This is a genomic window from Saccharothrix saharensis, assembly GCF_006716745.1.
Lineage (GTDB): Bacteria > Actinomycetota > Actinomycetes > Mycobacteriales > Pseudonocardiaceae > Actinosynnema > Actinosynnema saharense.
In genome coordinates, this window is the sequence record NZ_VFPP01000001.1 from 307,454 (window position 1) to 333,180 (window position 25,727).

Consider the following 25,727-nt stretch of genomic DNA (forward strand, 5'->3'; position numbering starts at 1 on the left):
GATGATCGCGCAACCGGCCCGATGCCGCCGGTCACGAGTACAGCGCGCCCAGGAACTCGATCAGCAGCCGTTCCCGCAGCGCGGGCGTGGCCGCGGCGAGCAGCGTGTTCACCGTCGCCATCCGCTCGGGCAGCACACCGCCGCCACCGCCGCCCATGCCCGCCGCCGCGAGCAGCCCGGCGAACTCCGCCGGCGTGAGCGAGTCGGGATCGAGCCCTCCGACGAACGCCACCACCTCCGGGTCGACCCGCACCGGCCCGGCCTCGACGGCGGCTTCGACGGACGCCCGCAGGTCGGCCAGCAGCTCCGATTCGTGCCCCGCGTTCGCGGCCGTGACGGTGAGGTGCAGGTTGGCGGGGGAGGAGCGGTGGGCGAACTGCGGCTGCACGTACCAGTTCCGCGCCTTCATCTCGTCGGCGACGGTGAACACGTCGAAGTCGTCCCGGGCCGCGGTCACGGCCAGCAGCGTCGAGGCCGGTGTGCCCAGCACCCGCAGCCCGTCGATCTTGCCGATGCCCTCGCGCAACACCCGCGTGCTCTCCAACGCCCGGAGCGCGAGCGTGCGGTAGCCGTCGTCACCGATGTGCCGCAGCACGGCCCACGCGGCGGCCAGCGGTCCACCCGATCGGGTCGACTGGGTGGTGGAGTTGAGCATCGTGTAGCCCGGCCAGGCGGCCGACGCGAAGTACTGGGCCCGGCGCAGGTCGGCCGACGCGTGCAGCAGCACGGACGTCCCCTTGGGACAGTACGCGTACTTGTGCAGGTCCACCGAGATGCTGGTGACGCCGGGCACGGAGAAGTCGAACGGCGGCACGTCCCGGGCGTGCGGCAGCACCCACCCGCCGATGCACGCGTCCACGTGGCAGCGCACACCGCGAGCGAGGGCGGCGGCGGCGATCTCGGTGACCGGGTCGACCACGCCGTGCGCGTACGACGGCGCGCTCGCCACCACCAGCACGGTGGAGTCGTCGATCGCCGCCGCCATCGCCGCCGGGTCGGCCCGGAACGTGTCCGGGTCGACCGGCACGGCGACCACCCGCACGCCGAAGTAGTGCGCGGCCTTGTGGAACGCCGCGTGCGCGGTCTCGGGCAACACCATCGAGGGCCGCTCGACGTCCGGCCGCGAGTCCCGGGCGGCGACCACCGCCAGCAGGCACGACTCGGTGCCGCCGGACGTCACCGTGCCGACCGCCGCATCACCGCCGCCCAGCAGCCGTGCGGCGGTCCGGACCACACCGTTCTCCAGCTCCAGCAGGCTCGGGAACGCCGTCGGGTCGAGCCCGTTGACCGACGACGCCAGCGCGTGCGCGGACGCGGCCAGCTCGTCCAGCCCCGGCAGCGCGCTGTCGTACACGTACGCCAAGGTCCGCCCGCCGTGGGTGGGCAGGTCGCGGGCACGCAACGCGCGCAGCTCGGCCAGGACGTCCTCGGTCACGCGGTCTCCTCACGCAGCAGGGGCAGGGCCGCCAACGCCAGCACGGCCGGGATGACGGTGAAACCGAGCAGCGCGGCGGTCACCGCGCCGGGGGACTGCACGGCCGAGCCGTCGGTGCTCGCGACGTAGCCGCCCACGGCCAGGACGAGGCCGTACACGCCGGGGCCGAGCGCCAGCCCCAGCGTCTCGCCGGCCGTCCACACGCCGGAGAACAGGCCGGCCCGGGTCGTGCCGGTCCGCCGTTCCGCCGCGGTGATCACGTCCGGCAGCATGGCCAGCGGGAACACCTGCATCCCCGCGTAGCCCACGCCGATCACGGCCATCAGCCCGAGCACCACCGCCACCGGCAGCACCCGGGCCGCGGTCAACCCGGCCACCGCGGCCGCGAACAGCACCGACGCCGCGACCAGCCCGACGCGCTTGCCGTGCCGCCGCCCGACGCGCTGCCACAGCGGCATCACCAGCAGTGCGGGCCCGACGAACCCGGCGAACAACGCCGGCTGCAGACCCTGCTCGCCCAGCACCAGCCGGGCGAAGTAGTCGACGCCGGCCAGCATCGTGCCCAGGCCCACGGCCTGCACCACGAACACGGTCAGCAGCAACCGGAACGGCCGCGACTCGCGCACGGCCGCCACCAGCTCGCCGATGCCGGCCGCCGCGGGGACCCGGCGGGACGCGGGCGCGCCGCGCGTGCCGACGACCGTGGCCACCGCGCCGACCGCCATCAGCGCCGCGACCGCGACGCCCATCCCGGGGTAACCGACCGCGTCCCGCACCGCGGGCGCGCCCGCGCCGCTGACCAGGATCGCCAACGCCAGGAACGCCATGCGCCACGCCATGAGCCGGGTGCGCTCGTCGTAGTCCTCGGTGATCTCGGCGGCCATCGCCACGTAGGGGACCTGGAAGAACGCGTACGCCATCGCGCACGCCAAGAACACCAGCGCCACGTACACCGCCGCGCCGGCACCGGTGGACGGCCCGGCGAACAGCAGCGCGAACAGCACGGCGGTGACGAGGCCGCCGCGCAGCAGGAACGGCCGCCGCACGCCGGCCCGGTCGCTGATCCGGCCTGCCACGGGGTTGAACACCACGTCCCAGGCCTTCGGCACGAGCACCAGCGTTCCGGCGACCGCGGCGGGCACGGCCAGCTCGTCGGTCAGGTAGGGGAGCAGGAGCAGTCCGGGCACGGTGCCGAACGCGCCGGTGACGAACGACCCGGTCGCGTACCCGACCCGGACCTGGCCCGTGATCTTCCGCATAGGCGGAAGAGTTTCGCATTCCGTGCGCTACCTGCGCGAGAGCGACTTCGGCGAGCCCGCCATCCGGCGACCGACCACGCCGCTCATCGACAGTGCTCGCAGTGTTCTTGATAACTTCAGTGCACACCAAAGAGTGACAGGGTTGACCACAAGCCAACCATCGCAGGGGCCGACGCGACCGCGTTCACCTCCGGAGTGGACCGCGCTCGCATACATCCTTCGATGGTGTTACGAGCCGGCGCGGAGGTGCCGGGCGGGTCGTCGCCCGGCACCCCCGGCCCGACTAGCTCGCGGGGACGGTGTCGACGTGGTCGACGCCGGAGGAGCGGTAGCCCGTCACGCGGGACTGCACCTGCGCGGGGCTGAGGACCTGGTCCTTGGCGAAGTAGACGTAGTCCACGTGCTGCTGGTAGGCGCGGTCACCGGGGGTGCCGACGAGGCCGCCGGAGATGAACCAGAGGTTGAAGTTGATCGACATCGGGGTCTCGGGGTAGTACTTGTCGCCGTGGTCGGCGACCTGGGCGCCGTCGACGAAGTACTTGACCCGGCCGCCGGAGACCTGGATGACGAGGTCGTGCCAGCCGGCGTGGCTCTTCCGCTGCTCGGTGTGGATGTTGTCGGCGATCCAGGGCTCGTTCTGGTAGGTCTCCCAGGTGGTCTCGTAGAGGATGTTCGCGGGTTCGCCCCAGCCGCCGTTGGGCAGGTACTCGAAGTCGAGTTCGCCGTAGTTCGGGTCCATGTTGCTGTTGAGGGGCGTGATGGTGAAGAACGTCTGCACCACGTGGTCGCCGTCGGGGCCGGAGACGGGGGCGTCGGAGAACTTGACGCGGGCCGCGTAGGTGCCCTCGAAGAACTTGCGCTGGTGGTAGAGCTCGGTCTGGCGTGCGCTGGAGCCGTTGTTGCTCGATTCGAGGCGCAGGGACTTCTGGCCGTCGACGGTGGGGAAGGTGACGAGGGCGGGGTCCCACACCGCGCCGGGGACGCCGGGCCCGCCGCCGCCGGAGCGGACGGTCCAGCCGCGTTGGGTGATGCGGGTGTCGGCGGAGTTGCTGTAGTTGAAGTCGTCGAACAGCGCGGGGCCGTTGGGGTTGGGCGGTGTGGTGGTCGTGGTGGTGGTCGTGGGGCCCGTGCCGCCGGGCGGTGTGCCCCACAGGAGGGTGGCGCCGCGGTGGACGGTGACGCGGGACCAGGCGGAGTAGGTGGTCGCGGCGCGGAAGGAGTAGTCGTCGGTCTGGGTGATCTGGCCCCAGTTGGCGCGGTAGAAGCGGAGTTGGAGGTCACCGGTGTCGGCGCCGGGGCCGAGGGAGCCCGCGCCGGTGGTGAACCCGACTTCGAGGTAGCGGTCGGCGGGGCCGCCGGTGAGGGTGCCGAACGTGCCGGTGACGTTGCCGCAGCCGCGCACGGCCCAGGAGCAGGCGTAGCGGTAGCCGACGTCGGGTGTTTCGCTCTTGAAGTAGTAGCGGACCTTGAGTTCGTTGAGGGGCACGGTGGTGCCGCCGGTGTTGACGAGCTTGAGCCAGGGTTCGACCTGGTCGGTGGTGGCGCCGGAGGCGCTGGTGCGGTATTGGGCGGTGACCGCGTCGGCGGCCAGGGCGATCGGTGCGGCCACCAGGGCGGCGACGGACACCGCGGCGGCGCCGATCGCGGCGATCATGCGTGCGTGCACTTGTTCTCTCCTCTAGTCGGCAGGGTGGGACAGGGGAGTGGGCGTGTTCTCCTTTCCGTTGAGGGGTACGGACAGCGCGCTCAGGCGGCCGGTGTGCGCGTGCATCCGTCGGGTGAAGTCGGTCCAGTCGGGGTGGCGGGTCCAGAGGGTGTCGGCGAGTGCGGCGAGTCGTGGGTAGGCGAGGCGTTCGAGGTGGTGCGCGGTGGGGACGTATTCGGTCCACAGCGCGCATTGCGCGCCGAGCACGCCGTCGGGGAGCGGGAGGTGGTAGACGTCGTGGGCGGTGACGACGAGGCCGGGTTGTCCGGGTGGTTCGTCGGCGTCGTGGGACTGGGGGTAGTCGAGGTAGGTGGAGCGGTGTGGTGCCATGACGACGTCGTGTCCGAGGTCGAGTGCGGTTCGGGCGTCGGTGGCGTCGCGCCAGGGCATGACGACGGTGCGGGGGTCGCCGGTGGGTTCCCAGGTGACGGGTACGCGTCCGCGTTGCGTGACGTGGTCGGCGATGGTGCGCAGGAACCAGCCGTGCAGTTCGTGTGGTCCGGCGAGGTTCTCGTGGCGGACGCGGCGGAGGGCGCTGGGGCTGGACTCCCATTCGGTGGTGGGGCATTCGTCGCCGCCGAGGTGCAGGTGCGGGCCGGGGAAGACGTCGGCGACGGCGTCCACGACGTCGCGGCAGAAGTCCAGGGTGGTGTCGTCGACGCCGAGGGTTTCGTGGCTGATGCCCCAGCGGGTCCAGACGGGGAGGTGTCGGCGGGGGAAGTTGCCGAGGTGGGGGTAGGCGGCGAGGGCGGCGCGGGCGTGGCCGGGCATGTCGATCTCGGGGACGATGCGGATGCCGCGTTCGTCGGCGTAGGTGACGAGGGTGGTGAGTTCGGCGGTGGTGTAGGAGCCGCCGTGGGGGGTGCCGTCGCCGGTGGTTTCGGTGCGCCAGGCGCCGATGGTGGTGAGGCGGGGGTGGTGGGGCACGGGCATGCGCCAGCCCTGGTCGTCGGTGAGGTGCAGGTGCAGGACGTTGAGCTTGTGCAGGGCCATGAGGTCGATGAAGCGGCGCAGGACGGTGGTGGGGTGGAAGTGGCGTGCGACGTCGAGGAGGACGCCGCGCCAGGGGAGTCGGGGTGCGTCGCGGATGTCGACGCCGGGCAGTGCCCAGTGCGCGTCGGGTGCGGGGCGGGTGCCGAGTGCGGTCGGTGTGACGAGTTGGCGGAGTGTTTGGACGCCGTGGGCGAGTCCGTGGCGGGTGGCGGCGCGGAGGACGACGGCGTGTTCGTTGACGGTGAGGGCGTAGCCTTCGTCGCCGAGGCCGACGAGCCGGTCGTCGAGGGCGAACACGATCCGGCCGTCGTCGTGCAGGGGTAGTGGCAGGCCGGTGGCGGGGCGCAGGAGGGTGCGCAGGAGCCGGGCCGCGCCGTGTGCGCCGGGGGTGGCGCGGATGGCGGTGTCGTGGTCGAGCGTGAAGCGGCCGTGTCGGCGGACGAGTCTGGTGGGGCGTGGCACGATCACGGTTTCTCCGTTCCTCAGCCCTTGACCGCGCCGCCGACGATCCCGGTGGTGACCCGGCCTTGGAGGACGAGGAACACCAGCAGGACGGGCAGCATGAACAGGGTGGAGGCGGCCATGGTGGCGCCCCAGTCGGTGCCGAAGGTGTTGCTGAAGGACGAGAGCCAGACGGGCAGGGTGCGGTCGTCCTGGTCTTTGATGATGAGCACGTTGGCGAAGGCGAACTCGTTCCAGGCGGTGATGAAGCCGAACAGGGAGGTCGCGAGCAGGCCTGGTGCGAGCAGGGGGAACACGACGCGTCGGAACGCCTGGGTGCGTGAGCAGCCGTCGACGAGGGCGGCTTCTTCGAGGTCGACGGGGATGGCGGCGAGGAAGCCGCGGAGGGTGACGATGGTGAACGGCAGGGTGATCATGAAGTAGACGAGGGTGAGCATCCAGAGGGTGTCGAGCAGGCCGGTGTCGCGGGCGATGACGTAGACGGGGATGAGGAGTGCTTCCCACGGTGTCATCTGGGCGATGAAGACCATGAGGATGAAGCCGCGTCGGCCTTTCCACCTGAGCCGTGCGACGGCGAACGCGGCGAGCAGCGCCACGACGAGGGAGAGCAGGACCGCGCCGCCGGCGACGAGGATGCTGTTGCGCCAGAACGACCAGAAGCCGGCTGCGGCGACGGCGGTGCCGAAGTGGTCGAGGGTGAGCGACAGGGGCAGGAACGTGGGTGTCGCGGCTTGGATGTCGCGGGTCGGTTTGAAGGCGGTGAGGACCATCCAGTACACGGGGAACACCGACACGGTGAACACGACGAGGGCCGCGACGCCGCGCAGGAGGCGGCTGGTCATGTCAGGTCCTCCTGCCGGTAGAGCCGGCGGAAGTAGGCGAGCAGGGCGAGCACGAGCAGCAGCACCATGAGGGTGGAGACGGCTGCGCCGAGGTCGTAGCGCTGCAACGACTGGGCGACCTGGAAGGCGTAGACGGGCAGGGTGGTGGTGGCTCGGCCGGGTCCGCCTTGGGAGATGACCCAGATCTGGACGAAGGCTTTGGCGACCCAGATGACTTCGAGGCAGGTGATCAGGCCGAACATGGCGCGCAGCACGGGGAGCGTGATGGAGGTGAACGCGCGCCACGCGCCGGCGCCGTCGATCCGCGCCGCCTCGTACAGCTCGGCGGGGATGGTGACCATCGCCGCGTAGAGCGACAGGGCGGCGAAGGGCACGGACTGCCACACGATGAGGGTGACGAGGATGGCGAAGGTGGCGGGTCCGTCGGCGAACCAGGTGTAGTCGCGGTAGCTCTCGAAGCCGAGTGCGACCAGGGCCCAGTTGACCACGCCGAGGCGGGACTGGAAGAGCCACTGGAACACGGTGGTCGCGGCGATCACGGGGGTGGCCCAGACGAGCACCAGGCCGGACATCACCAGCAGGCGGGTCCATCTGCCCAGGCGCACCAGGAGCAGGGCGACGAGCGTGGACAGCACCATGATCAGCACGACGTTGATGGCGGTGAACAGCAGCGTGCGGCGGACGACCGACCGGAACTCGGGGTCGGTGAGCACGCGCGTGTAGTTGGCCAGGCCGACGAAGCGGGCGTCGCCGCGCACGAGTTGCGGCAGGCCGAACTCCTGCAGCGAGATGACCAGGTTGCGCGCCACCGGGTAGAGCAGCAGGAACGTGGTGGCCAGCACCGTGGGTGCGATGAGCAGGTAGGGCCACCAGGAGGTGCGGCGGCGGCGTGGTGGGGGCGGGGGTGCCGGCGGGCGGTGGGGGACCGCCCGCGTCAGCGTCGTGGCCATGCTAGGCGCCCGAGTTGAGCGCCTGGGTGATCACCTGGTCGGCGGCGGCGGCGGCCGTCGCGGGGTCGGCGCCGGTCAGCACGGCGGTGAGGAACTCCTTGATGGGGTTGCGGGCTTCGACCGCGGCCCAGTTGGGCGAGTTGGGGGTGGCGTGGCCGTTGACCGCGCCCGCTGCCATGGCCGCCGCGCCGGGGTCGTCGCCGACGGCGCTCGCGAGCGAGGTGCGGTTGGGCACGTAGTTCATCGCCTTGGCCAGTTCGACCTGCCACTTCTCCCCGGCGAGCGCCTTGACCACGGCGTAGGCGCCGTCCTGGCGGGTGGAGGCGAGCGGGATGATCAGGTCGGAGCCGCCGGTGAACACCGCGCCGGGGGTGGCGGCGGTCTTGCCGGGGATGGGGAAGAAGCCGAGGTGGTCGGCCAGGTCGGGGTTGGCCTTGGCGACGAGCTTGGCCGCGCCGGGCACGGCGATGAACTGGGCGACCTGGCCGGCGGCGACGACGTCGGTCTGCTGGGGTTTGGCTTCGTCGGAGTCCTTCGGCCCGTCGCCGAGGGCTTGCAGCCTCTTGTAGAAGTCCGCGGCCGCCAGCGCTTCCGGTGTGCTCAGCGAGCCGGTCCACCGGTCGCCGTCGCGTTCGGCGAGGTCGCCGCCTTCGTCCCAGACGAATCCGGAGAGCACGTACCAGTTCTGGCCGGGCAGGTAGATGCCCTGGGTGTCGCCCTGGTCGAGCTTCGCGGTGGTGGCGAGCCACTCGTCACGCGTCTTGGGTGGCGTCACCCCGGCGGCCGCGAAGAGGTCCTTGCGGTAGATGACGACCCGGTTGGCCGCGTAGAACGGGACGCCGAACTGCTTGCCGTCCACGGCGCCGGGTTCGGCGAGGCCGGGGATCCAGTCGTCGCCGCCCAGTTCGGTGACCTTCGCGGTCAGGTCGGTGACGCCGTCGCTGGCGGCGTACTGGGCGACCTGGGTGTTGCCGACCTCGATGACGTCGGGCGGGTCGGTGCTGGCCAGGGCGCTGGTGACCTTCTGGGTGATGCCGTTCCACTCCTGGATCTGGATCCTGAGGTCGAGTTGGGGGTGGTCGCGTTCGAACTCGGTCTCGAAGCGGCTGACGAACTCGTCGGTGGCCGAGTCCTTCATCAGCCAGACGGTGATGTCCTGCTTGCCGCCGGACGCGTCCGGGTCGGAGCCGCAGGCGGACAGGACGAGCAACGACGCGAGGACCAGGGCGACGGGGCGGTGCGGCACGTCTCACCTCTCAGCTGACCAATTGGTAAACCTCGGTGGAGCCTGTCCGAAGATGGCATAGACCAATGTGGCAGTCAACACCCAGATCACAGCCATGAGAGCGCTCTCGATCTTGCGGCAACCGGACCTGACCACTGGTCTGACATACTGGACGGCGACCGGCAAGACGAAGCGAGGCGGCATGGCCGAACCGATCCTCAAACGCGAACGGGTGCGCGACTACCTGCTCGAACTCATCGAGACCCACCCGCCGGGCGCGCCCATCCCGGCCGAGCGCGTGCTGTGCCGCCAACTGGCGGTGTCCCGGCCCACGCTGCGCTCCGCCGTGGACGAACTGGTCACCACCGGGCTGCTGGTCCGCCAGCACGGCCGCGGCACGTTCGTCGCGCCCGCCAAGATCACCCAGGAGCTGGTGTCGGGCGACCGGGCCATGACGCTGCCGCAGGCCGGCGGCGCGTGGAGCAGCCGGGTGCTGGAGCACGCCCGCGTCCCGGCCGGCGCGCGGGTCGGCCGGCGGCTGCGCGTGTCGCCCGCCGCCGAGATCACCTACATCGCCCGCCTGCGGCTGGTCGACGGCGCGCCGATGGCCGTCGAGTACCTGCACGTGCCGGTGGCCGTGGCACCCGGCCTCACGGTCGAGGACATGGAGTCGGGCAACTTCTACGACCGGCTGGCCGACCACGGCGTGCACGTCAGCGACGCGGTGCAGTCCATCGAGCCCACCGTCACCAACGACGCCGAGTCCGAGCTGCTGGGCGTGCCGGTGTTCGCCCCCGCGCTGCTGTTCGAGCGGCTGACCAACGACACCACCGGCCGTCCGGTCGAGTACGTCCACTCCCTGTACCGCGGCGACCGGTACCGGATCGTCTCCCGGCTCTCGCTCGCCCCGTCCGCGTCCGCGCCCGCGCCCGGCGCGCGGACCGGCCACCACCCCGGCATACCGCCCGGTGACCTGTCCACCGGCCCGGTCCGCTCGGCCACCACCGGCGACGTCCAGGACGTGCCGTAGTCGCGGCCGCTCCCGCTGCGGGCGGGCGGTGGTACTGCCAGGATGGGCCCGCCCGTACGACCTCGAGGAGGACGTGGTGACCTCTCGACTCAACCCCTACATCAGCTTCGCCGGTAACGCCCGGGAGGCGCTGGAGTTCTACGAGTCCGTCTTCGGCGGCACGCTGCGGCTCACCACCTTCGGCGAGTACGGCCGGGCCGACGCGCCCGAGGCGGAGAAGATCATGCACGGGCAGTTGGAGACGTCCGGCGGTTACACGCTGATGGGTGCCGACACCCCGCCCGGCATGCCGCACAACCCCGGCGACACCGTCACCATCAGCCTCAGCGGCGATGACGCCGACGAGCTGCGCGGCTACTTCGCCAAGCTCTCCGACGGCGGCAACGTGACCGTGCCGCTGGAGAAGCAGATGTGGGGCGACGAGTTCGGCGCCTGCCAGGACCGGTTCGGCGTCCAGTGGGTGGTCGACATCAGCGGCACGTGAGCCCGGCCGCCACCGCGCCTCGTACGATCGGCACGTGACGGGCGGAGGGTGGCGGTGACCGGGCTGGGCGAGTTGGAACGGGCCGCGATGGACGTGCTGTGGGATCGCGGCGAGCCGGTCGCGGTGCGCGACGTGGTGCGGGCGCTGGCCGACCGCGACCTCGCCTACACCACCGTGATGACGGTGTTGAACCGGTTGACCAAGAAGGGGTTCGTGCGCCGCGAGGCGGGCGAGGGCCGGGCCTGGTACTACGCGCCGGTGGCCAGCCGCGAGCAGTACGTGGCCCGGCTGATGCTCGACGCGCTGTCGTTGACCGGGGACCGGGAAACCGCGCTGGCGCACTTCGCGCAGTCGATGACCCCGCCCGAGGCGGAGGCGTTGAGCCAGGCGTTGGACGAGCGGTGAACGCCGCGCTGCACCTGGCGGCGACGCTGGTGCTGTGCGTGGCCGCCGCGGGTCCGCTCGCGCGCGCCCGGTGGGTGTGGCGCGCGCCGCGCATCGGCATCCTGCTGTGGCAGATGCTGGGCCTGTCGTGGGCGCTGTCCGCGGTGGGGCTGCTGCTCGCGCTCGGCCTCGCGCCCTACGACGCGCCGATACCGGTCGCGTTGGGACGGTGGGCGCACGACGCGGTGCGCGGTGACGTGACGCCCGCGTCGGTGCTGGTCGTGCTCGGGCTGCTGTCCGCGTCTGACCTGCTGATCGGTCTGCTGTGGACGTGGTGCTCGGTGCTGCGGGTCCGCCGGCGGCACCGCGACGTGCTGGCGCTGGTGGCCCGTCGCGACGACGCCGCGCCCGGCGCGTTCGTGCTCGACCACCCGCATCCGGTCGCCTACTGCGTGCCGGGCACCCGGTCCGCGGTCGTGCTCAGCTCCGGCGCGCTGACCGCGTTGACCCGCGACCAGGTGGACGCCGTGCTGGGGCACGAGCACGCGCACGGCCGGGAGCGGCACGACCTGGTGCTGCTGCCGTTCAGCGCGTTGTGCGAGGTGCTGCCGAAGGTGCGCCTGGTGCGGGCGGTGGCCGGTGCGGTGGCGCTGCTGGTGGAGATGCGGGCCGACGAGAGCGCGAGCCTGCGCCACGGCGCGCAGCCGCTCGCCGCGGCCCTGCGCCGGTTCGGCTCGACACCCGCCCCCGAAGGCGCGCTGGGCGCGGCGGACGTCGCGGTCGCGGCCCGGCTGGCCCGCCTGGCCGGCCTGCCGCCCCTGCCCGCCCTCGCCCGCTGGTCCGTCCTGGTCGGCGGCCTGCTGCTGGTCTGCACCCCGGTGAGCTTCCTGGTCCGGTGACCCCTCCGCGAGTACTACTACAACGCGTAGTGCTACGTTTCGTAGTAGTCGTTTCGGAGGGGTGTGCCGATGATCCAAGTCCTGACGACCGCGCTGACGGTCGTCGCGGTGGCCGCCGCGGTCTGGGCGGTGGTGCTGGCGGTGCTCGACCACCCGATCACCCTGCGCACCAAGCCGACGCTGGGGCTCGCGGGCGCGGTGGTGCTGCTGGAGGTGGGTCTGCTGGCGCAGGCCGTGGTCGGGGTCGTGGCGCTGCTGGGCACCGACCGCGACCTGGACCGCGCCACGTTCGCCGGCTACCTGGTCGGCGTCGCGGTCGTGCTGCCGCTGGGGGCGGTGTGGTCGGTGGCCGAACGGTCCCGCTGGGGCGCGGGCGTGCTCACCGTCGCCTGCCTGAGCGTGCCGGTGATGAACCTGCGGCTCGACCAGCTGTGGGCCGGCCATGGGTGAGCGCCTCGCCACGCCCGCGCTGCTCAGCGACTGGCTGTTCACCAGCGCGTTCGGCGTCTACATGCTCGCCGCCCTGCTGTGCTCGACCGAGTACGCCCTGACCCGCCACGCGGCGAGCCCGCCCGCGTTCGCCGTGCGGCTGGGCCGTTCCGGCGTGGCGCTGACCGTCCTGGGTGGACTGCTGCACCTGGGATCGGTGGTGCTGCGCGGTGTCGCCACCGGCCGCGTGCCGTGGGGCAACATGTACGAGTACCTGTCGGCGGTCGGGCTCGTCGCCGTCGTCGCGTGGCTGTACGTGGTGTCCCGGTACGACATGCGCCGCATGTCGGTGTTCGTGCTGCTGCCGATCGCGTCGCTGCTGTTCCTGGCGGGCAACCGGCTCTACGCCGAGGCCGCGCCCCTGGTACCGCCGCTGCGCTCGTACTGGATCATCATCCACGTCGCCGCGGCGATCATGGCCAGCGGCGTCTTCCTGCTCTCCGGCGTGGTCAGCGCCCTGCACCTGGCGAGCTCGGGGGAGTTCCGCCGCAAGGGCGGTGGCGGGCCGAGCCGCCGCCTGCCCCCGGTCGACCACCTGGACCGGATCGCCTACCGCACCGGCACGGTCGGGTTCCTGACGCTGACGTTCGCGATCATCACCGGCGCGGTGTGGGCCGAGCAGACCTGGGGCCGGTTCTGGGGCTGGGACCCGAAGGAGACCGTCGCCTTCGTGTCGTGGGTCTGCTACGCCGCCTACCTGCACGCCCGCGCCACCGCGGGCTGGCGCGGCCGGCGCTCGGCGTGGCTCAACGTCATCGGCATGGTCGTGGTGCTGTTCAACCTGTTCTTCGTCAACCTGGTCGCGGTCGGCCTGCACTCCTACGCCGGCGTCGACTGAGCGGGCGCGCGGAACGCCGAGCGGTAGGCGTGCGGGGTGGTGCCGACCACCCGCTTGAACCGGTCGCGGAACGCGGTGGGCGAGCCGAAGCCCGCCGCCGCGGCGATCCGGTCCACCGGGTGGTCGGTGGCCTCCAGCAGGTGCTGCGCCCGCCGCACCCGCGCGAGGTGCAGCCACCGCAGGGGCGTGGTGCCGGTCTGCTCGCGGAACCGGCGGTTGAGCGTGCGGGTGCTCATGCCGGCGCGCGCCGCGAGGTCCGCCAGGCCCAGGTCCCGCGCGCAGTTCTCCTCCGCCCAGCGCAGCACGGGCTCCAGCGCCGAGCCGCGCGGCGCGGGCGGCTGCTCGTGCACGACGAACTGCGCCTGCCCGCCTTCCCGCTCCAACGGCATCACCGACAGCCGGGCCGCGTCGGCCGCCACCGCCGAGCCGTGGTCCCGGCGGATCAGGTGCAGGCACAGGTCCAGCCCGGCCGCCGCGCCCGCCGAGGTGAGCAGCCGCCCGTTGTCCACGTACAGCACACCGGGGTCCACCTCGACCGCCGGGTACCGGGCGGCCAGCGCCGCCGCGGCCGCCCAGTGCGTCGTCGCCCGCGACCCGTCCAGCAACCCCGTCGCCGCCAGGACGAACGCGCCCGAGCAGATCGACGCCACCCGCGCGCCGCGGGCGGCGGCCAGCCTCAGCGCGTCCAGCACCTCGTCCGCGACCGGCGCGGAGGCGTCCGCGCAGCCGGGCACGATCACGGTGTCCGCGTCGACCAGCGCGTCCAGGCCCCAGGGTGCCCGCAGCGCGAACGCGCCCGCGTCCACCGTCGGCGTGGCGGCGCACACCAGCACCCGGTACGCGGGCGAGCCGTCGGCCAGTCGGGTGCGGGTGAACACCTCGATCGGTGTGGACAGGTCGAACGGCACGACCCGGTCGAAGGCGAGAACGGCCACCGTGTGCATGCCGACCACGCTAGGCGTTCACCGGGCGCGACCGTCCGGGCCGCCCACCCGCCCACGCACCGTCACGACACCGCCACGCCAGGGCTTGCCCGAGTGGCCCGGATCACCTACCGTCGAGTAAAGGTGAAGAGCTTTCGCGTATGTCGGGGAGTGCTGATGCGGGTCTCACGACGGTCGTTGACGGCGACGGCGCTGGTCGCCGCCCTGGTCGTGGTCGGGCTGCCGGCGGCGGACGCCGCGCCGGCGCACTACCTGATCGGACGCGGCATCTCCGACGTCACCGGACCCGCCGCCGAGAACGGGATGATGGGCTACTCGGCGTTCGACCAGAAGACCACCGGCATCCACCAGCGCCAGCGCTCCCGCGCCTACGTCGTGGTCGACCGGTCCACCGGCAAGCGCGTCGCCTACGTCAACGCCGACCTGGCCATGATCTTCCGCGCCGTGCAGGACGGCGTGCTGGCCAAGCTCCAGGCCCGCTACGGCTCGCTCTACACCCGCGAGAACGTGCTGCTGTCCGCCACCCACACCCACGCCGGCCCCGGCGGCTACTCCCACAACCTCGCCTACAACCTCTCGATCCTCGGCCTGCAACCGCAGACCCTGGCCGCGATCACCGACGGCATCACCGAATCCGTCGTGCGCGCGCACGAGGACCTCGCGCCGGGCGAGCTGTCCCTGGGCCGCGGCGAGCTGACCGACGCCAGCGTCAACCGCTCCCGCGTCGCCTTCGAGCGCAACCCCGACAAAGGCCACTTCCCGCTCGCCATCGACCCCGCGATGACCGTGCTGAAGTTCCGGCGCGACGGGACCGACGTCGGCGCCATCAGCTGGTTCGCCACCCACAACACGTCGATGACCAACAAGAACACCCTCATCAGCCCGGACAACAAGGGCTACGCCTCCTACCAGTGGGAGCACGACGACCGCGGCGTGCGCTACCTGGAGGACCGGCCCGGGTTCGTCGCCGCGTTCCCCAACACCAACGCGGGCGACATGTCGCCCAACCTCAACCTGCGCCCCGGCTCCGGCCCCACCGAGGACGAGGTCGAGAACACCCGCGTCATCGGCGAGCGGCAGAACCGCAAGGCACAGCAGGTGTTCGCCGGCCCGCAGACCCCCGTCACCGGCGCGGTCGACCACCGCATGCGGTTCGTCGACATGGCCGCCGTCACCGTCGACGGCCGCCACACCCCCGACGGCCGACCCGGCACCACGTGCCCCGGCGTGGTCGGCGCGTCCACCATGGCCGGCAGCGTCGAGGACGGCCCGGCGATCCCCGGCTTCAGCGAGGGCATGACCAGTCCGCTCAAGGCCCTGTTCGAGCCGCTGGACGTCGAGGTGCCGCAGTGGCTGCGCGACTGCCAGTACCCCAAGGCGTCCCTGGTGCCCACCGGCCTCGTGCAGGCCACGCCGAACGTCCTGCCGCTGCAGATCGTCAAGATCGGACCGCTGCACCTGGTCGCCGTGCCCGGCGAGGTCACCATCGTCGCCGGGCTGCGCATCCGCCGCGCGGTCGCCGCCGAGGCCGGGGTGCCGCTGGAGAACGTCCTGGTGCAGGGCTACGCCAACGACTACAGCCAGTACGTCACCACGCCCGAGGAGTACGACCTCCAGCAGTACGAGGGCGGCTCCACGCTGTTCGGCCGCAACACCCTGCCCGCCTACCAGCAGGAGTTCGGCAAGCTCGCCGCGTCCCTGCGCGCCGGCACGCCCCTCGCGCCCGGCGCCACGCCCACCAAGCCGCCGTTCACCGAGATCAACCTCCAGACCGGGGTGGTGTTCGACGACAAGGCGCCCTGGCACACCTTCGGCCAGGTCCTGACGCAACCCGCCGCCGGCTACGCGCGCGGTCAGACCGCGACGGCCGTGTTCGTCACCGGCCACCCCAAGAACAACCTGCGCCGCAACGGCACGTTCCTCGAAGTCCAACGCCTCGTCGACGGCGCCTGGACCCGGCACGCCGACGACGGCGACTGGTCCACCCGCTACCGCTGGCAGCGCGAGGGCGTGGCCAACTCGAACGCCACGATCACCTGGACCATCCCCGCCGACACCCCGGCGGGGGAGTACCGCATCGTCCACCACGGCGACTGGAAGAGCGGCTGGACCGGCGCCATCACCCCGTTCACCGGCGTGACCAGGACCTTCACCGTCGGCTAGCTCGGCGCCGGAAGGTCAGTAGCCCTCCCGGTCCAGCGGGCCCCAGCTCGTGGCGGCGTGCTCGTCCACCAGGCGCTCGCACTCGGCGAGCACGTCGTCCGCGATCCACCCGATCGGGTGGTGGCATTCGATCAGGGGCTCGTTGTCCGGGCCGCGGCCGACCTCGGCGCCCTCCAGGATCCACGGCCGCGTGCCCGGACCCCGGCGTTCCTTCAGGTGTCGGTAGTCGTGCAGGCGGCGGGCCACCCACAGCCGCAGCGGCCGCTCACCCCACCACGGCTCGATCCCCAGCGAGTTCGCGGACAACCCGGGCAGCCGCACACCGCTCAACCCGTCGCGGCTGCACCGGTCGCTGTCCGCGTCCGGGCCCTGCGACCAGCGCACGTACAGCTCGCGCGCGGGTGCCCGGTCCTCGACCAACGAGACCAGGTCGGCTAGATCGGCGAAGGTGCGCATGCGCCCGGGTTACCGCGTGGACGGAGGTTCGAACGCGGAATGCGCGGGTATGAGCTAAAGCATGACCGAAGCGACCACGACCGCCCGCCACTCCCTGTGGTCGGACTCGATCCCGCACGGCCGGTTCCCGGCCCTCACCGGCGAGACCACCGCCGACGTGGCGGTGGTCGGCGGCGGCATCACCGGCGTCACCACCGCGCTGCTGCTCAAGCGCGCGGGCCTGCGCGTCGTGCTCGTGGAGGCCGACCGCGTCGGCAGCGGCGTCAGCGGCAACAACACCGCCAAGGTCACCGCGCTGCAGTCCACCGTGTACTCGACCATCGAGGGCAAGCAGGGCGCCGAGGCCGCCGCCGACTACGCCGACGGCAACATGGCCGCCGTCGAACGCGTCGCCTCGCTGGTGTCCGAACTGGGCATCGACTGCGACCTGCGCCGGCTGCCCGCCTACACCTTCGCGTTCGACGGGGAGTCCCGCGACGCCGTCGAGCGGGAAGCCCGAGCCGCCGCCAAGGCCGGCCTGCCCGTCACGCGCGACCACGGCGAGCTCATGGGCGTGCCGTTCCCCGTCGCCGACGCCGTGCGGCTGGACGACCAGCTCGCGATCCACCCGGTCAAGTACGTGCGCGGCCTCGCCGAAGCCGTCGACGGCGACGGGTCCCGCGTCCACGAGGCCGGCCGGGTGCTGCGCATCGAGGACGGCACACCCAGCCGCGTCCACACCGACCAGGGCACCGTCGTCGCCGAACGCGTCGTCGTCGCCACCCACTACCCGATCCTCGACCGCGGCCTGTACTTCGCCCGCCTGGAACCCATGCGGTCCTACTGCGTCGCCGTCCGCCTCGCCTCCGGCACACCGCCCACCGGCCTGGCCATCAGCACGGGCAGCCCCTCCTGGTCGCTGTCGAGCTCCGGCGACCTGCTCATCGTCTGCGGGCAGGGCCACGCCACCGGCTCGCCCCCCGGCGAGCCGTACGAGGAGCTGACCAAGTTCGCCGCCGAGCACTGGGACGTCGCCGAGGTGACCCACCGCTGGTCCGCGCAGGACCCCACCTCCTACGACAACCTGCCCATGATCGGCCCCTACACCCCGGGCTCGACCACCCTCTACGGCGCGACCGGGTTCATGAAGTGGGGCCTGAGCAACGGCACCATGGCCGCCGAGCTGCTCACCGACCTCATCGTCGGCCGCGACAACCCCCTCGCGGCGCGGTTCAGCCCGCACCGGCTCACCCTCGGCGCGACGCCCAAGCTGGCCAAGCTCAACGCCAAGGTCGCCGCGGACCTGGTCGGAGACCGGCTCAAGCACGCCGAGGTCGACTCCGTCGCGGACGTGCCCGCGGGCGAGGCGCGCGTGGTCCGCGACGGCACCGGCAAGGCCGGCGTGTACCGCGACGAGGCCGGCGGCGTGCACGGCGTGTCGCTGCGCTGCACCCACCTGGGCTGCCTGGTCCGGTTCAACCCCGCCGAACGCAGCTGGGACTGCCCGTGCCACGGCTCGCGGTTCGACGTCGACGGCGCCGTGCTCGAAGGGCCCGCGACCAAGCCGCTGCCCCGACGCGACCCCTCATGACGGTCGGCGTCGAGGAGGAGTTCCTCCTCGTGGACCCGGAGACCCGCCGCCCCGTGGCCCGCGCCGCCGACGTCCTCGCGGGCGTCCGCGACCTGCCTGCCGGCGCGCGGGTCCACCGCGAGCTCAGCGGCGTCCAGGTCGAGTTCGCCACCGGCGTGTGCGCCGACCTGCGCGAACTGCGCGACCAGCTCACCGCGGGCCGACAGGCGCTGGCCGACGCCGCCCACGCCGAAGGCCTGTGGCTGGTCGCCTCCGGCACCCCGCCGCTGGCCGACCCGCGACCCGAGCTGAGCGCGGGGGAGAGGTTCGACCGCATCGAGTCGCTCTACCGCGGCCAGGTCGACGCCTACCAATGCTGCGGCTGCCACGTCCACGTCGGCGTGCCCGACCCGGAAACCGCCGTGCACGTCGTCAACCACCTGCGGCGCTGGCTGCCGACCCTGCTCGCGCTGGGCGGCAACTCGCCGTTCGACCACGACCGCGACACCGGCTACGCGAGCTGGCGGATGATGGACCAGGCGCGGTTCCCCGGCTCGGGCGTACCCCCGGTGTGCCGCAGCGCCGCCGACCACGCCGCCCGCGTCGCCCGGCTGGTCGACTGCGGCGCGCTGGTCGACGCCAGCCAGACGTTCTGGCTGGCCAGGCCCTCACCCCGGTACCCGACCGTCGAGGTCCGGGTCGCCGACACCGCCGCCACCGTCGACCACGCCCTGCTCCAGGCCGGGCTCACGATGGCGCTGGTGGCCGCCGCGGGGGACACCCCGGCACCGGAACCGGACGAGCAGGTGCTGGCCGCCGCCGTCTGGTCCGCCGCCCGCCACGGGCTGTCCGGCCCCGGCGTCGACCCGCTCAGCGCCTGCCGGGTGCCCGCCGTCGACCTGGTGCACGCGCTGCTCGACCACGTCTCCGACGCGCTGGGCGACGACCGCGACCTCGTCCACGCCCTCGTGCGTGACGTGCTGGACAACGGCACGGGCGCGCAACGGCAACTGAGGGCGGGATCACCCGAGGCGGCCGTAGACCTGCTCGCGTGCACCCGCACCGGAACGGGTAGTCCACGGCCATGACCACAGTGGACCCTGCCCTCGACCGCGCCGTGCTGCCCGCCGCGCGCGGCCCCCTGTCCGCCGCCGTCCTGGACGCCCTGCGCGGCGACCCGCCGGCCACCGGCCTGCCCGCGATCGCGTCGGCCGACCCGTACGGCGAAGACCTGCAACTGGCCCTGCACGTGTGCTACGAGCTGCACTACCAGGGCTTCGCGGGCGTGCCGGACGACTGGGAGTGGGACCCGGAGCTGCTGAGGTTCCGCGCCGCCCTGGAACGGGTCTTCCTCGACGCGCTGCGCGCCGACGTGCCCGGCGGCGCCGACCTCGACGGCGTGCTCGACGAACTGCTGGTCGAACCGGTCGACGGCGTCGGCGTGAGCCACTTCCTCAAGGACGAGGGCGAGTGGTGGCACATGCGCGAGTACCTGGCGCTGCGCTCGATCTACCACCTCAAGGAAGCAGACCCGCACGCCTGGGTCATCCCGCGGCTGCGCGGCACCGCCAAGGCCGCGCTCGTGGCCGTCGAGTTCGACGAGTTCGGCGGCGGACGCGGCGACCGCATGCACTCCCGGCTGTTCGCCGACCTGCTCGTGGGCGCCGGGCTCGACCACCGCTACCTCGGCTACCTGGAGCACGCGCCCGCCGTGATGCTGGCGACGGTGAACCTCATGTCGTTGTGCGGCCTGCACCGGTCGTTGCGCGGATCGCTGGTCGGGCACTTCGCCGCCGCCGAGATCACCACCGCCCCCAGCGCCACCCGCATGGCCAAGGCCCTGCAGCGGCTGGACGCGCACCCCGACTGCGTCGAGTTCTTCACCGAGCACATCGAAGCCGACGCCGTGCACGAACAGGTGATGCGCCGTGACGTCATCGGCGACCTGCTGGCCCGCGAACCGGAGCTGACCGAGTCGGTCGTGTTCGGCGTCCAGGCCACCGAACTGCTCGAACAACGCCTCGGCGACCACCTGCTCGGAGCGTGGGAAAAGGGGCAGACGGCGTTGCGCCTGCCCCTCTAGGACCCATCGGTCACCGTCGTTTGCGGTGGCTCGTGTCGCACAGCGGGTAACGCTTGCTGCGGCGGCACGCGCACACCGCGACGACGAACCGGTCCGAGCACACCACCGTCCCGTCGTCCGCCCGCAGCTCCACGGGCCCCTCCACCAGGACGGGCCCACCGGGCACCACGGTCACCACCCGGGCTTCACGCCGCGTCGGCACGGATCACCACCAGTTCCTCGTGCTCCTGACCGTCCTCGATGAGCCCGCGCCGCGCCAACCACTCCGCCCGGCCGCGCATCACCGGCCCGAACGGGACCGTGCGGCGCGCCACCACGGACGCCTTCAACCCGCCGCCGCGCAACTGCCGCAACGTCACGTCCGGGTCGGACAACGCCGAGTGCACGATCAGGCCCATGCCCTTGTCGGCCAACAGCAACGGCAGCACCGCGCACAGCCGGTCCAGCACGCAACGCCCGTCCAGCCCGGCGTCCCACGCCCGCGCCGGACCCCGGTCCGGCACACCCGTGCTCGGCACGTACGGCGGGTTGGCCGTGACGACATCGAACTCGCCCCGACCCACCAGGTCACCGAAGTCACCGCGCCGCACCCGCACGCGCAACCCGCGCAACCGGGCGTTGGCCCAGGTCGCCGCCAACGCCCGTCTGCTCAGGTCCACGGCCGTGATCTCACCCGCGCCCGCCACCGCCGAGGCGATCGCCAACGCGCCGGTGCCGGTGCACACGTCCAGCACCCGACCACCGCGCGGCATCCCGGCCTGCGCCAGCGCCTCGGCCATCAGCCACGTGTCTTCCTGGGGCCGGTACACGCCCGGCGGCCTCAACAACCACATAGGACTGTGGTTCCCGGAGGCACGGCCCGCAAACGACAGGAATCGATCCGCACCGAACGGGGAACCCCGGTGGTCCGGACGCAGGGAGGTCGGATGCGCGTGGTGGAGGCGACCCGTGCGGTGGCCCGTGAACAGGTCCTGGTCGCGATGGCGCTCGGCATACCGAGCCTGCTCGCCGACCGGGCGTGGCGCGCCACCGACCCGGACGAGGGACGGGGACTGGGAGTCCTGCTGGTGCCGGGCTTCGGCTTCGGGGACTGGAGCCTGCGGCTGACCGCCACCTGGCTGCGCAAGCGCGGCTACGTGCCCACCGGGGCCCGGATCGGGATGAACGTCGGCTGCACCTCCGACCTCGTGGACCGGCTGGAACGCAGGCTCGAGGCGCACGTCGGGGCCACCGGCGGCCCGGTGGTGCTGTTCGGGCAGAGCCGCGGCGGCGGCCTGGCCCGCCTGCTCTCGGTGCGCCGGCCCGAACTGGTGCGCGGCCTGGTCATGCTCGCCAGCCCCGTGCTCGACCAACTGGGAGCGCACCCGAGCGTCGTGCGGGTGGCGCGGACCCTGGCGCGGCTGTCCCGTGCCGGCGTCCCCGGGCTGCTGAACGAGGACTGCTTCGCCGGCACCTGCTACGACACCAACTCCACCGCCATGGCCGCGCCGCTGACCGTGCCCGCCATCGCGGTGTTCTCCCGCAACGACCTCATCGCGCCCTGGGAGCTGTGCGCCGACCCGTGCGCCGACTGCGTCGAGGTCAGCAGCTCGCACACCGGCATGGGCCTGGACCCCGAGGTGTACCGGCTGCTGGCCCCGCGCCTGGCCGAGTGGGCGCGGGATCGGGAACCCGCCACGCCCGCGCCCACCCCGGCTCGGACCGCGCTGGAGGTCACGGCGTCGGCGCGCTGACTCCGACTACCGCGTCGGCGGCACGTGCAGGCGCGACCCCGTGGCCTCCGTGCTCGGCCACCACGCGCCGTCCTCGGCCACGTAGAACAGCCGCGGCCCGATCTCGCTGATCGTGCGCACCGCGTCCACCAACCGGTCGACGTGGTCCACCCCGATGCCCAGCCCCAGGCTCGCCCGCACCGCCGTCCGCTCGCCGGACAGGTGCCGTGCCAGCGGCCGGGCGCAGAAGTCGCCGTGCCGCACCCCGATGCCGTACTCCACCGACAACGCGGTCGCCAGCAACGCCGAGTCCACCCCGTCCACGGTGAACGCCACCATCGCCACCCGCTCGCTGGCCGGGCCGAACAACGACACCTCGACCACCTCGGGCACCTCGGCCAACCCCGAGCGCAACCGGTTGAGCAGCACCGACTCGTACGGCATCACCGAGTTCCACGCCGTGCGCAACGTCTGGCACGCCGCCGCCAGCGCCACCGCGCCCACCACGTTCGCCCCGCCCGCCTCGTGCCGCGCCGCGCCCGACGCCCAGGTCACCGCGCCGTCGCCCACGTCCACCGTCGCGCCACACCCCGCCAGGTGCGGCCGTGCCGCCTCCAACCAGTCCGGCCGCCCCGCCAGCACCCCGATCCCGAACGGCGCGTACATCTTGTGCCCGCTGAACGCCACGTAGTCCACGTCCAGCCCGGCGATGTCGATCGGCTGGTGCGCGGCCAGCTGCGCCGCGTCCACCGCGACCCGCGCCCCGTGCCGGCGGCACAACGCGACCACGTCCTCCAACGGCATCAGCTCGCCGGTCACGTTCAGCACCGCGCTCACCGCCACCAGCACGTCACCGCCGAGCGCCCGCAGCTCCTCGTCCAGCGACGCCAGCATCTCCTCCACCGAGGCCGGGATCGGCAACCGGCGCACATCCCGCCACGGCAGCAGCAGCGCGTGGTGCTCGCTGTCGAACACCACCACCGTCGTCCCCTCCGGCACGGCCATCGCCAGCAGCTTCACCGCGTCGGTCGTGTTGCGGGTGAACACCAGGTAGTCGTCGTCCCGGCAGCCGACGAACGCGCGCACCACCCGCCGCGCCTCCTCGAACCGGGCCGTGGAGATCGCGGCCAGCGTGCCCGAACCCTCGTGCGAGCTGGCGTACCACGGCAGGAACGCCTGCGCCGCCTCCGCCACGGCCACCATGCACGGCGCGGTGGCCGCGTGGTCGAAGTTCGCGAACGACGCCGTCGCCCCGGAACCCAGCGGCACCTGCAGGTCCGCGCCCAGCACCGCCGGCAGCACCGACCGCGCGCCCTCGCTGGGCCGGTGCTGCGCGAACGGCCGCACCGTCCGATCCGGGTCCAGGAACAGGGTCACCGCGCTTCCCCGGCGAGCGAGCCCTCGGCGAACGCCACGTCCTCGTCCGGCAGCGCGTCCAGGTAGTCGTGCACGCCGTCGTAGGCGAACGTCAGCACCCGCGACCCGGCCGGCAGCGCCCGCGCGACCCGGCACGCCGCCACCAGGTTCGCCGCCGACGAGATCCCGACCGCCAGCCCCTCGGTGCGCATCACCCGCCGCATCATCCGCCGCGCGTCCTCGAACGACACCTGCTCCTCGTCCGACACCAGGCCGAGGTCCAGCACCGCGGGCACCAGGCCGACCGCCAACCCCTGGATCGGGTGCGTGACGAACCTGTTCTCCCGCAACGAACACCCCTCCGGCTGCACGGCCACGATCCGCAGCGACGGCTGGTGCTCCGCCAGCACCCGACCCACACCGGTGATGTGCCCGCCCGTGCCGACACCCGCGACCAGCGCGTCCGGCAGCCGCGGCCCCAGCGCGTCCATGATCTCCACCGCCGTGGTCCGCTCGTGGATCGCCGGGTTCGCCGGGTTGGCCTGCTGGTTGAGCATCACCCAGTCCGGGTTGTCGAACAGCAGCCCCAACGCCATGTCGGCGTGCGAGTTGTTGCCCAGCGTGTGGTCGGACAACCGCACCTCGGCGCCGTAGCCGCGCAGCAGCCGCTGCTTGGCCGGGCTGTAGTTGTCCGGGATCACCAGCACCAGCCGGTAGCCCAGGATCGCCGCCGCCATCGCCAGCCCGATGCCGGTGTTGCCACCGGTCGACTCGATGATCGTCTGCCCGCTGCCGCGGACCAGCTCACCGTCCTTCTCCGCCTCCAGGATCATGTTCAACGCGATGCGCACCTTGTGGCTGCCACCCGGGTTGAGCAGCTCCAGCTTCACCAGCAGCTCGCGGTCCAGGTCCGGTTCCAGCCGGGACAGCCGCACGATCGGCGTGTCGCCGATCGCGTCCAAGACCGAGTCGGCGATGCCCTTGCCCATGCTCACTCCTGAGTGACGTGCGGGGGGACGGTTTTCTCGCGCGGCGCGCCGAACGTCGCGATCGCGGTGTAGCGGCCGAGGGCCGCGTCGAAGTCGAACAGCCGCGAGCCCAGGACCTCGTCCCGCGAGGTGTCCACGACCAGGTGGCGCACCGGGTACACCGGCGTGCCCTCGTAGACCGCGAAGCGGTGGTCCTCGTCGCTGAAGTACGCGCCCGCGTCCGGGTGCGAGTGGTAGATCACGCGGACCGGGTCGTCGCCGTCGAACGAGTCCTCCAGCTCCCGCAGGTCCGCCACGCCGAACGCGTACCCGGTCCGGCTCTCCCGGTCGTAGACCTCCGGCCGGTCCTCGATGGCGTTGGCGCAGTCCGTCACGCCGCTCGCCCGGACGAACCCGCACGCCTCCGACGGGTAGCGCGCCAGCACGTGCCGGTAGACCTCGGCCAGCGCCGCCTCGGACGGCCGCCCGTCCTCGTCGACCGCGGGCACGACCGCCGGGGTCGCGGGCGGCGGCAGCACCTTGCGCTGGTTCCACTGCGTCACGCCGAACGCGCCCAGGATCACCAGCGTCAGCAGCAGGTCCACCCACCCGAACGACGCGCCCTCGATCACCACGGCCAGGAACTGCGCGATGATCGGGAACAGCACGAACGCGAAGGACACCAGCACCGTGTCCATCCGCTGCAACAGCCAGAAGTACACCGCGAACCCGATCGCGGACGCCACGATGCCCAGGTAGATCGTCGCGCCGATGCTGCGCGCGGTGAACGCCTCCGCACCCGGTCGCTCCACCAGCAGGCCCAACCCGGTCAGCAGCACACCGCCCACGGCCATCGGCAGGGTGTTCAGCGTCAGCGCCGGCATCTTCCCGCCGTGCTTCTTGATCATGATGTAGGCCAGCGCGTGGATCACCGCCGCGCCCAGCAGCGCCGCCACGCCGATCACGTTCGTCACCGCGACGCCCTGGGAGTGCACGATCAGCGTGCCCAGCGCGGCGAACGCGACCAGCACCGCCGCGGCCTGCGTCGTGGTGATGCGGGTGCGCAGGATCGGCACGCTGAACACGATCATCAGGATCGACACCGACGACACGCAGATCGACGCCAGGCCCGACGACACGTACAGCTCGCCGTAGTTGAACAGGAAGAACGGCACGGTGAAGTAGCAGCCCACCATGAACACGAAGAACCAGCCCATGCCGCGCGGGTAGCGCAGCGGCTTGCGCAGCGCCACGCACGCCGCGATGAACGCCGGACCGGCCACGACGAAGCGCAGGCCGGACGCGGTGAGCGGCGGCATGTCGGTGATCGCGAGCTTGATCGCGATCCAGGTCGAACCCCAGATCAGCACGACCGCGGCGAAGCTCACCGCGACCAACGCCTTCAGCTGGCGGGGACGACCGGGCGTCGAGGCGGCGGCCGCGGACCGCGACGCCTCGATCTCAGGAGCGGACATGGAGCGGGATCTCCAGACTGATTAAG

25 protein-coding genes are annotated in these 25,727 nt (G+C 72.5%); 11 read left to right on the plus strand and 14 right to left on the minus strand.

Annotated elements, in window-relative coordinates:
* Nucleotides 1–31: 31 nt before the first annotated feature.
* The 7 genes from FHX81_RS00805 to FHX81_RS00835 all read right to left on the minus strand — a co-directional run bounded on the left by FHX81_RS00805 (nucleotide 32) and on the right by FHX81_RS00835 (nucleotide 8,892).
* The gene (locus FHX81_RS00805) at nucleotides 32–1,435 is read right to left on the minus strand and encodes a pyridoxal phosphate-dependent decarboxylase family protein (RefSeq protein WP_141974740.1); all 1,404 of its coding nucleotides are present in this window, start codon (nucleotides 1,433–1,435) and stop codon (nucleotides 32–34) included.
* On the minus strand, nucleotides 1,432–2,694 hold the full coding sequence (locus FHX81_RS00810; protein ID WP_141974741.1) for an MFS transporter: 1,263 nt from the start codon (nucleotides 2,692–2,694) through the stop codon (nucleotides 1,432–1,434). The genes FHX81_RS00805 and FHX81_RS00810 overlap by 4 nt, the downstream gene beginning before the upstream one ends.
* A gap of 283 nt (nucleotides 2,695–2,977) precedes the next feature.
* A complete protein-coding gene (locus tag FHX81_RS00815; protein ID WP_211363338.1) occupies nucleotides 2,978–4,360 on the minus strand; it encodes a cellulose binding domain-containing protein in 1,383 nt (460 codons plus the stop codon).
* A gap of 12 nt (nucleotides 4,361–4,372) precedes the next feature.
* Nucleotides 4,373–5,860: a beta-N-acetylhexosaminidase gene (locus FHX81_RS00820; RefSeq protein ID WP_211363339.1), complete on the minus strand. Its 1,488-nt coding sequence runs from the start codon at nucleotides 5,858–5,860 to the stop codon at nucleotides 4,373–4,375.
* Between the two features lie 14 nt (nucleotides 5,861–5,874).
* The gene (locus FHX81_RS00825; RefSeq protein ID WP_141974742.1) at nucleotides 5,875–6,696 is read right to left on the minus strand and encodes a carbohydrate ABC transporter permease; all 822 of its coding nucleotides are present in this window, start codon (nucleotides 6,694–6,696) and stop codon (nucleotides 5,875–5,877) included.
* Nucleotides 6,693–7,646: a carbohydrate ABC transporter permease gene (locus tag FHX81_RS00830; RefSeq protein ID WP_141974743.1), complete on the minus strand. Its 954-nt coding sequence runs from the start codon at nucleotides 7,644–7,646 to the stop codon at nucleotides 6,693–6,695. The genes FHX81_RS00825 and FHX81_RS00830 overlap by 4 nt, the downstream gene beginning before the upstream one ends.
* A 1-nt stretch (nucleotide 7,647) precedes the next feature.
* Nucleotides 7,648–8,892, minus strand: a complete 1,245-nt coding sequence (locus FHX81_RS00835; RefSeq protein WP_141974744.1) for an extracellular solute-binding protein — start codon at nucleotides 8,890–8,892, stop codon at nucleotides 7,648–7,650.
* 181 nt (nucleotides 8,893–9,073) lie between these two features.
* Here FHX81_RS00835 and FHX81_RS00840 point away from each other — a divergent pair, with 181 nt between their 5' ends.
* The 6 genes from FHX81_RS00840 (at nucleotide 9,074) to ccsB (ending at nucleotide 12,995) form a co-directional block, all read left to right on the plus strand.
* Complete coding sequence (locus FHX81_RS00840) at nucleotides 9,074–9,901, plus strand: GntR family transcriptional regulator (protein WP_141974745.1); 828 nt, start codon at nucleotides 9,074–9,076, stop codon at nucleotides 9,899–9,901.
* 76 nt (nucleotides 9,902–9,977) lie between these two features.
* The gene (locus tag FHX81_RS00845; protein WP_141974746.1) at nucleotides 9,978–10,385 is read left to right on the plus strand and encodes a VOC family protein; all 408 of its coding nucleotides are present in this window, start codon (nucleotides 9,978–9,980) and stop codon (nucleotides 10,383–10,385) included.
* Nucleotides 10,386–10,472: 87 nt separating this feature from the next.
* A complete protein-coding gene (locus FHX81_RS00850) occupies nucleotides 10,473–10,790 on the plus strand; it encodes a BlaI/MecI/CopY family transcriptional regulator (RefSeq protein ID WP_246108210.1) in 318 nt (105 codons plus the stop codon).
* Nucleotides 10,787–11,668, plus strand: coding sequence for a M56 family metallopeptidase (locus FHX81_RS00855; protein ID WP_211363340.1), 882 nt, complete (start codon nucleotides 10,787–10,789; stop codon nucleotides 11,666–11,668). The genes FHX81_RS00850 and FHX81_RS00855 overlap by 4 nt, the downstream gene beginning before the upstream one ends.
* A 69-nt stretch (nucleotides 11,669–11,737) precedes the next feature.
* Nucleotides 11,738–12,118, plus strand: a complete 381-nt coding sequence (locus FHX81_RS00860) for a hypothetical protein (protein WP_141974748.1) — start codon at nucleotides 11,738–11,740, stop codon at nucleotides 12,116–12,118.
* Nucleotides 12,111–12,995, plus strand: coding sequence for a c-type cytochrome biogenesis protein CcsB (gene ccsB / locus FHX81_RS00865; RefSeq protein ID WP_141974749.1), 885 nt, complete (start codon nucleotides 12,111–12,113; stop codon nucleotides 12,993–12,995). Before FHX81_RS00860 ends, ccsB begins: the two co-directional genes overlap by 8 nt.
* Here the strand turns inward: ccsB and FHX81_RS00870 are convergent.
* Nucleotides 12,977–13,939, minus strand: coding sequence for a GlxA family transcriptional regulator (locus FHX81_RS00870; protein WP_141974750.1), 963 nt, complete (start codon nucleotides 13,937–13,939; stop codon nucleotides 12,977–12,979). The two genes, ccsB and FHX81_RS00870, sit on opposite strands and share 19 nt — an antisense overlap.
* Before the next feature lie 156 nt (nucleotides 13,940–14,095).
* On the opposite strand from FHX81_RS00870, the gene FHX81_RS00875 reads away from it, so the two are divergent.
* The gene (locus FHX81_RS00875; RefSeq protein ID WP_141974751.1) at nucleotides 14,096–16,102 is read left to right on the plus strand and encodes a neutral/alkaline ceramidase; all 2,007 of its coding nucleotides are present in this window, start codon (nucleotides 14,096–14,098) and stop codon (nucleotides 16,100–16,102) included.
* Between the two features lie 15 nt (nucleotides 16,103–16,117).
* Here FHX81_RS00875 and FHX81_RS00880 read toward each other — a convergent pair whose 3' ends face one another.
* Entirely contained in the window at nucleotides 16,118–16,558 is a 441-nt protein-coding gene (locus FHX81_RS00880) for a DUF6098 family protein (RefSeq protein ID WP_141974752.1), read from the minus strand.
* A 61-nt stretch (nucleotides 16,559–16,619) separates the two neighbouring features.
* Here FHX81_RS00880 and FHX81_RS00885 point away from each other — a divergent pair, with 61 nt between their 5' ends.
* From FHX81_RS00885 to FHX81_RS00895, 3 genes are read left to right on the plus strand one after another with little or no spacing between them, the layout of a single operon-like run.
* Entirely contained in the window at nucleotides 16,620–18,128 is a 1,509-nt protein-coding gene (locus tag FHX81_RS00885) for an FAD-dependent oxidoreductase (RefSeq protein WP_141974753.1), read from the plus strand.
* The gene (locus tag FHX81_RS00890; RefSeq protein ID WP_141974754.1) at nucleotides 18,125–19,195 is read left to right on the plus strand and encodes a carboxylate-amine ligase; all 1,071 of its coding nucleotides are present in this window, start codon (nucleotides 18,125–18,127) and stop codon (nucleotides 19,193–19,195) included. Before FHX81_RS00885 ends, FHX81_RS00890 begins: the two co-directional genes overlap by 4 nt.
* Nucleotides 19,192–20,190 carry an iron-containing redox enzyme family protein gene (locus FHX81_RS00895; RefSeq protein WP_141974755.1) on the plus strand — a complete coding sequence of 333 codons (999 nt, stop codon included), beginning with the start codon at nucleotides 19,192–19,194 and terminating at the stop codon, nucleotides 20,188–20,190. The genes FHX81_RS00890 and FHX81_RS00895 overlap by 4 nt, the downstream gene beginning before the upstream one ends.
* A gap of 10 nt (nucleotides 20,191–20,200) precedes the next feature.
* Here the strand turns inward: FHX81_RS00895 and FHX81_RS00900 are convergent, their stop codons facing one another.
* Nucleotides 20,201–20,392, minus strand: a complete 192-nt coding sequence (locus tag FHX81_RS00900) for a CDGSH iron-sulfur domain-containing protein (protein ID WP_141974756.1) — start codon at nucleotides 20,390–20,392, stop codon at nucleotides 20,201–20,203.
* Nucleotides 20,376–21,023 carry a HemK2/MTQ2 family protein methyltransferase gene (locus FHX81_RS00905; RefSeq protein ID WP_141974757.1) on the minus strand — a complete coding sequence of 216 codons (648 nt, stop codon included), beginning with the start codon at nucleotides 21,021–21,023 and terminating at the stop codon, nucleotides 20,376–20,378. The genes FHX81_RS00900 and FHX81_RS00905 overlap by 17 nt, the downstream gene beginning before the upstream one ends.
* A gap of 93 nt (nucleotides 21,024–21,116) precedes the next feature.
* Here FHX81_RS00905 and FHX81_RS00910 point away from each other — a divergent pair, with 93 nt between their 5' ends.
* On the plus strand, nucleotides 21,117–21,923 hold the full coding sequence (locus FHX81_RS00910) for an alpha/beta fold hydrolase (protein WP_246107550.1): 807 nt from the start codon (nucleotides 21,117–21,119) through the stop codon (nucleotides 21,921–21,923).
* A 6-nt stretch (nucleotides 21,924–21,929) separates the two neighbouring features.
* Here the strand turns inward: FHX81_RS00910 and FHX81_RS00915 are convergent, their stop codons facing one another.
* From FHX81_RS00915 to FHX81_RS00925, 3 genes are read right to left on the minus strand one after another with little or no spacing between them, the layout of a single operon-like run.
* Complete coding sequence (locus FHX81_RS00915) at nucleotides 21,930–23,279, minus strand: aminotransferase class V-fold PLP-dependent enzyme (RefSeq protein WP_246107551.1); 1,350 nt, start codon at nucleotides 23,277–23,279, stop codon at nucleotides 21,930–21,932.
* Nucleotides 23,276–24,247 carry a PLP-dependent cysteine synthase family protein gene (locus FHX81_RS00920; RefSeq protein ID WP_141974758.1) on the minus strand — a complete coding sequence of 324 codons (972 nt, stop codon included), beginning with the start codon at nucleotides 24,245–24,247 and terminating at the stop codon, nucleotides 23,276–23,278. Before FHX81_RS00920 ends, FHX81_RS00915 begins: the two co-directional genes overlap by 4 nt.
* A 2-nt stretch (nucleotides 24,248–24,249) precedes the next feature.
* Nucleotides 24,250–25,701, minus strand: coding sequence for an EamA family transporter (locus FHX81_RS00925; RefSeq protein ID WP_141974759.1), 1,452 nt, complete (start codon nucleotides 25,699–25,701; stop codon nucleotides 24,250–24,252).
* Nucleotides 25,702–25,727: the final 26 nt, after the last annotated feature.

Coding starts and splice junctions, on each gene's coding strand:
- FHX81_RS00830 (WP_141974743.1), bottom strand. CDS start 7,646: ATGGCCACGACGCTGACGCGGGCGGTCCCCCACCGCCCGCCGGCACCC.
- FHX81_RS00825 (WP_141974742.1), bottom strand. CDS start 6,696: ATGACCAGCCGCCTCCTGCGCGGCGTCGCGGCCCTCGTCGTGTTCACC.
- FHX81_RS00905 (WP_141974757.1), bottom strand. CDS start 21,023: ATGTGGTTGTTGAGGCCGCCGGGCGTGTACCGGCCCCAGGAAGACACG.
- ccsB (WP_141974749.1), top strand. CDS start 12,111: ATGGGTGAGCGCCTCGCCACGCCCGCGCTGCTCAGCGACTGGCTGTTC.
- FHX81_RS00840 (WP_141974745.1), top strand. CDS start 9,074: ATGGCCGAACCGATCCTCAAACGCGAACGGGTGCGCGACTACCTGCTC.
- FHX81_RS00885 (WP_141974753.1), top strand. CDS start 16,620: ATGACCGAAGCGACCACGACCGCCCGCCACTCCCTGTGGTCGGACTCG.
- FHX81_RS00880 (WP_141974752.1), bottom strand. CDS start 16,558: ATGCGCACCTTCGCCGATCTAGCCGACCTGGTCTCGTTGGTCGAGGAC.
- FHX81_RS00860 (WP_141974748.1), top strand. CDS start 11,738: ATGATCCAAGTCCTGACGACCGCGCTGACGGTCGTCGCGGTGGCCGCC.
- FHX81_RS00870 (WP_141974750.1), bottom strand. CDS start 13,939: ATGCACACGGTGGCCGTTCTCGCCTTCGACCGGGTCGTGCCGTTCGAC.
- FHX81_RS00920 (WP_141974758.1), bottom strand. CDS start 24,247: ATGGGCAAGGGCATCGCCGACTCGGTCTTGGACGCGATCGGCGACACG.
- FHX81_RS00890 (WP_141974754.1), top strand. CDS start 18,125: ATGACGGTCGGCGTCGAGGAGGAGTTCCTCCTCGTGGACCCGGAGACC.
- FHX81_RS00910 (WP_246107550.1), top strand. CDS start 21,117: ATGCGCGTGGTGGAGGCGACCCGTGCGGTGGCCCGTGAACAGGTCCTG.
- FHX81_RS00925 (WP_141974759.1), bottom strand. CDS start 25,701: ATGTCCGCTCCTGAGATCGAGGCGTCGCGGTCCGCGGCCGCCGCCTCG.
- FHX81_RS00810 (WP_141974741.1), bottom strand. CDS start 2,694: ATGCGGAAGATCACGGGCCAGGTCCGGGTCGGGTACGCGACCGGGTCG.
- FHX81_RS00875 (WP_141974751.1), top strand. CDS start 14,096: ATGCGGGTCTCACGACGGTCGTTGACGGCGACGGCGCTGGTCGCCGCC.
- FHX81_RS00895 (WP_141974755.1), top strand. CDS start 19,192: ATGACCACAGTGGACCCTGCCCTCGACCGCGCCGTGCTGCCCGCCGCG.
- FHX81_RS00850 (WP_246108210.1), top strand. CDS start 10,473: ATGGACGTGCTGTGGGATCGCGGCGAGCCGGTCGCGGTGCGCGACGTG.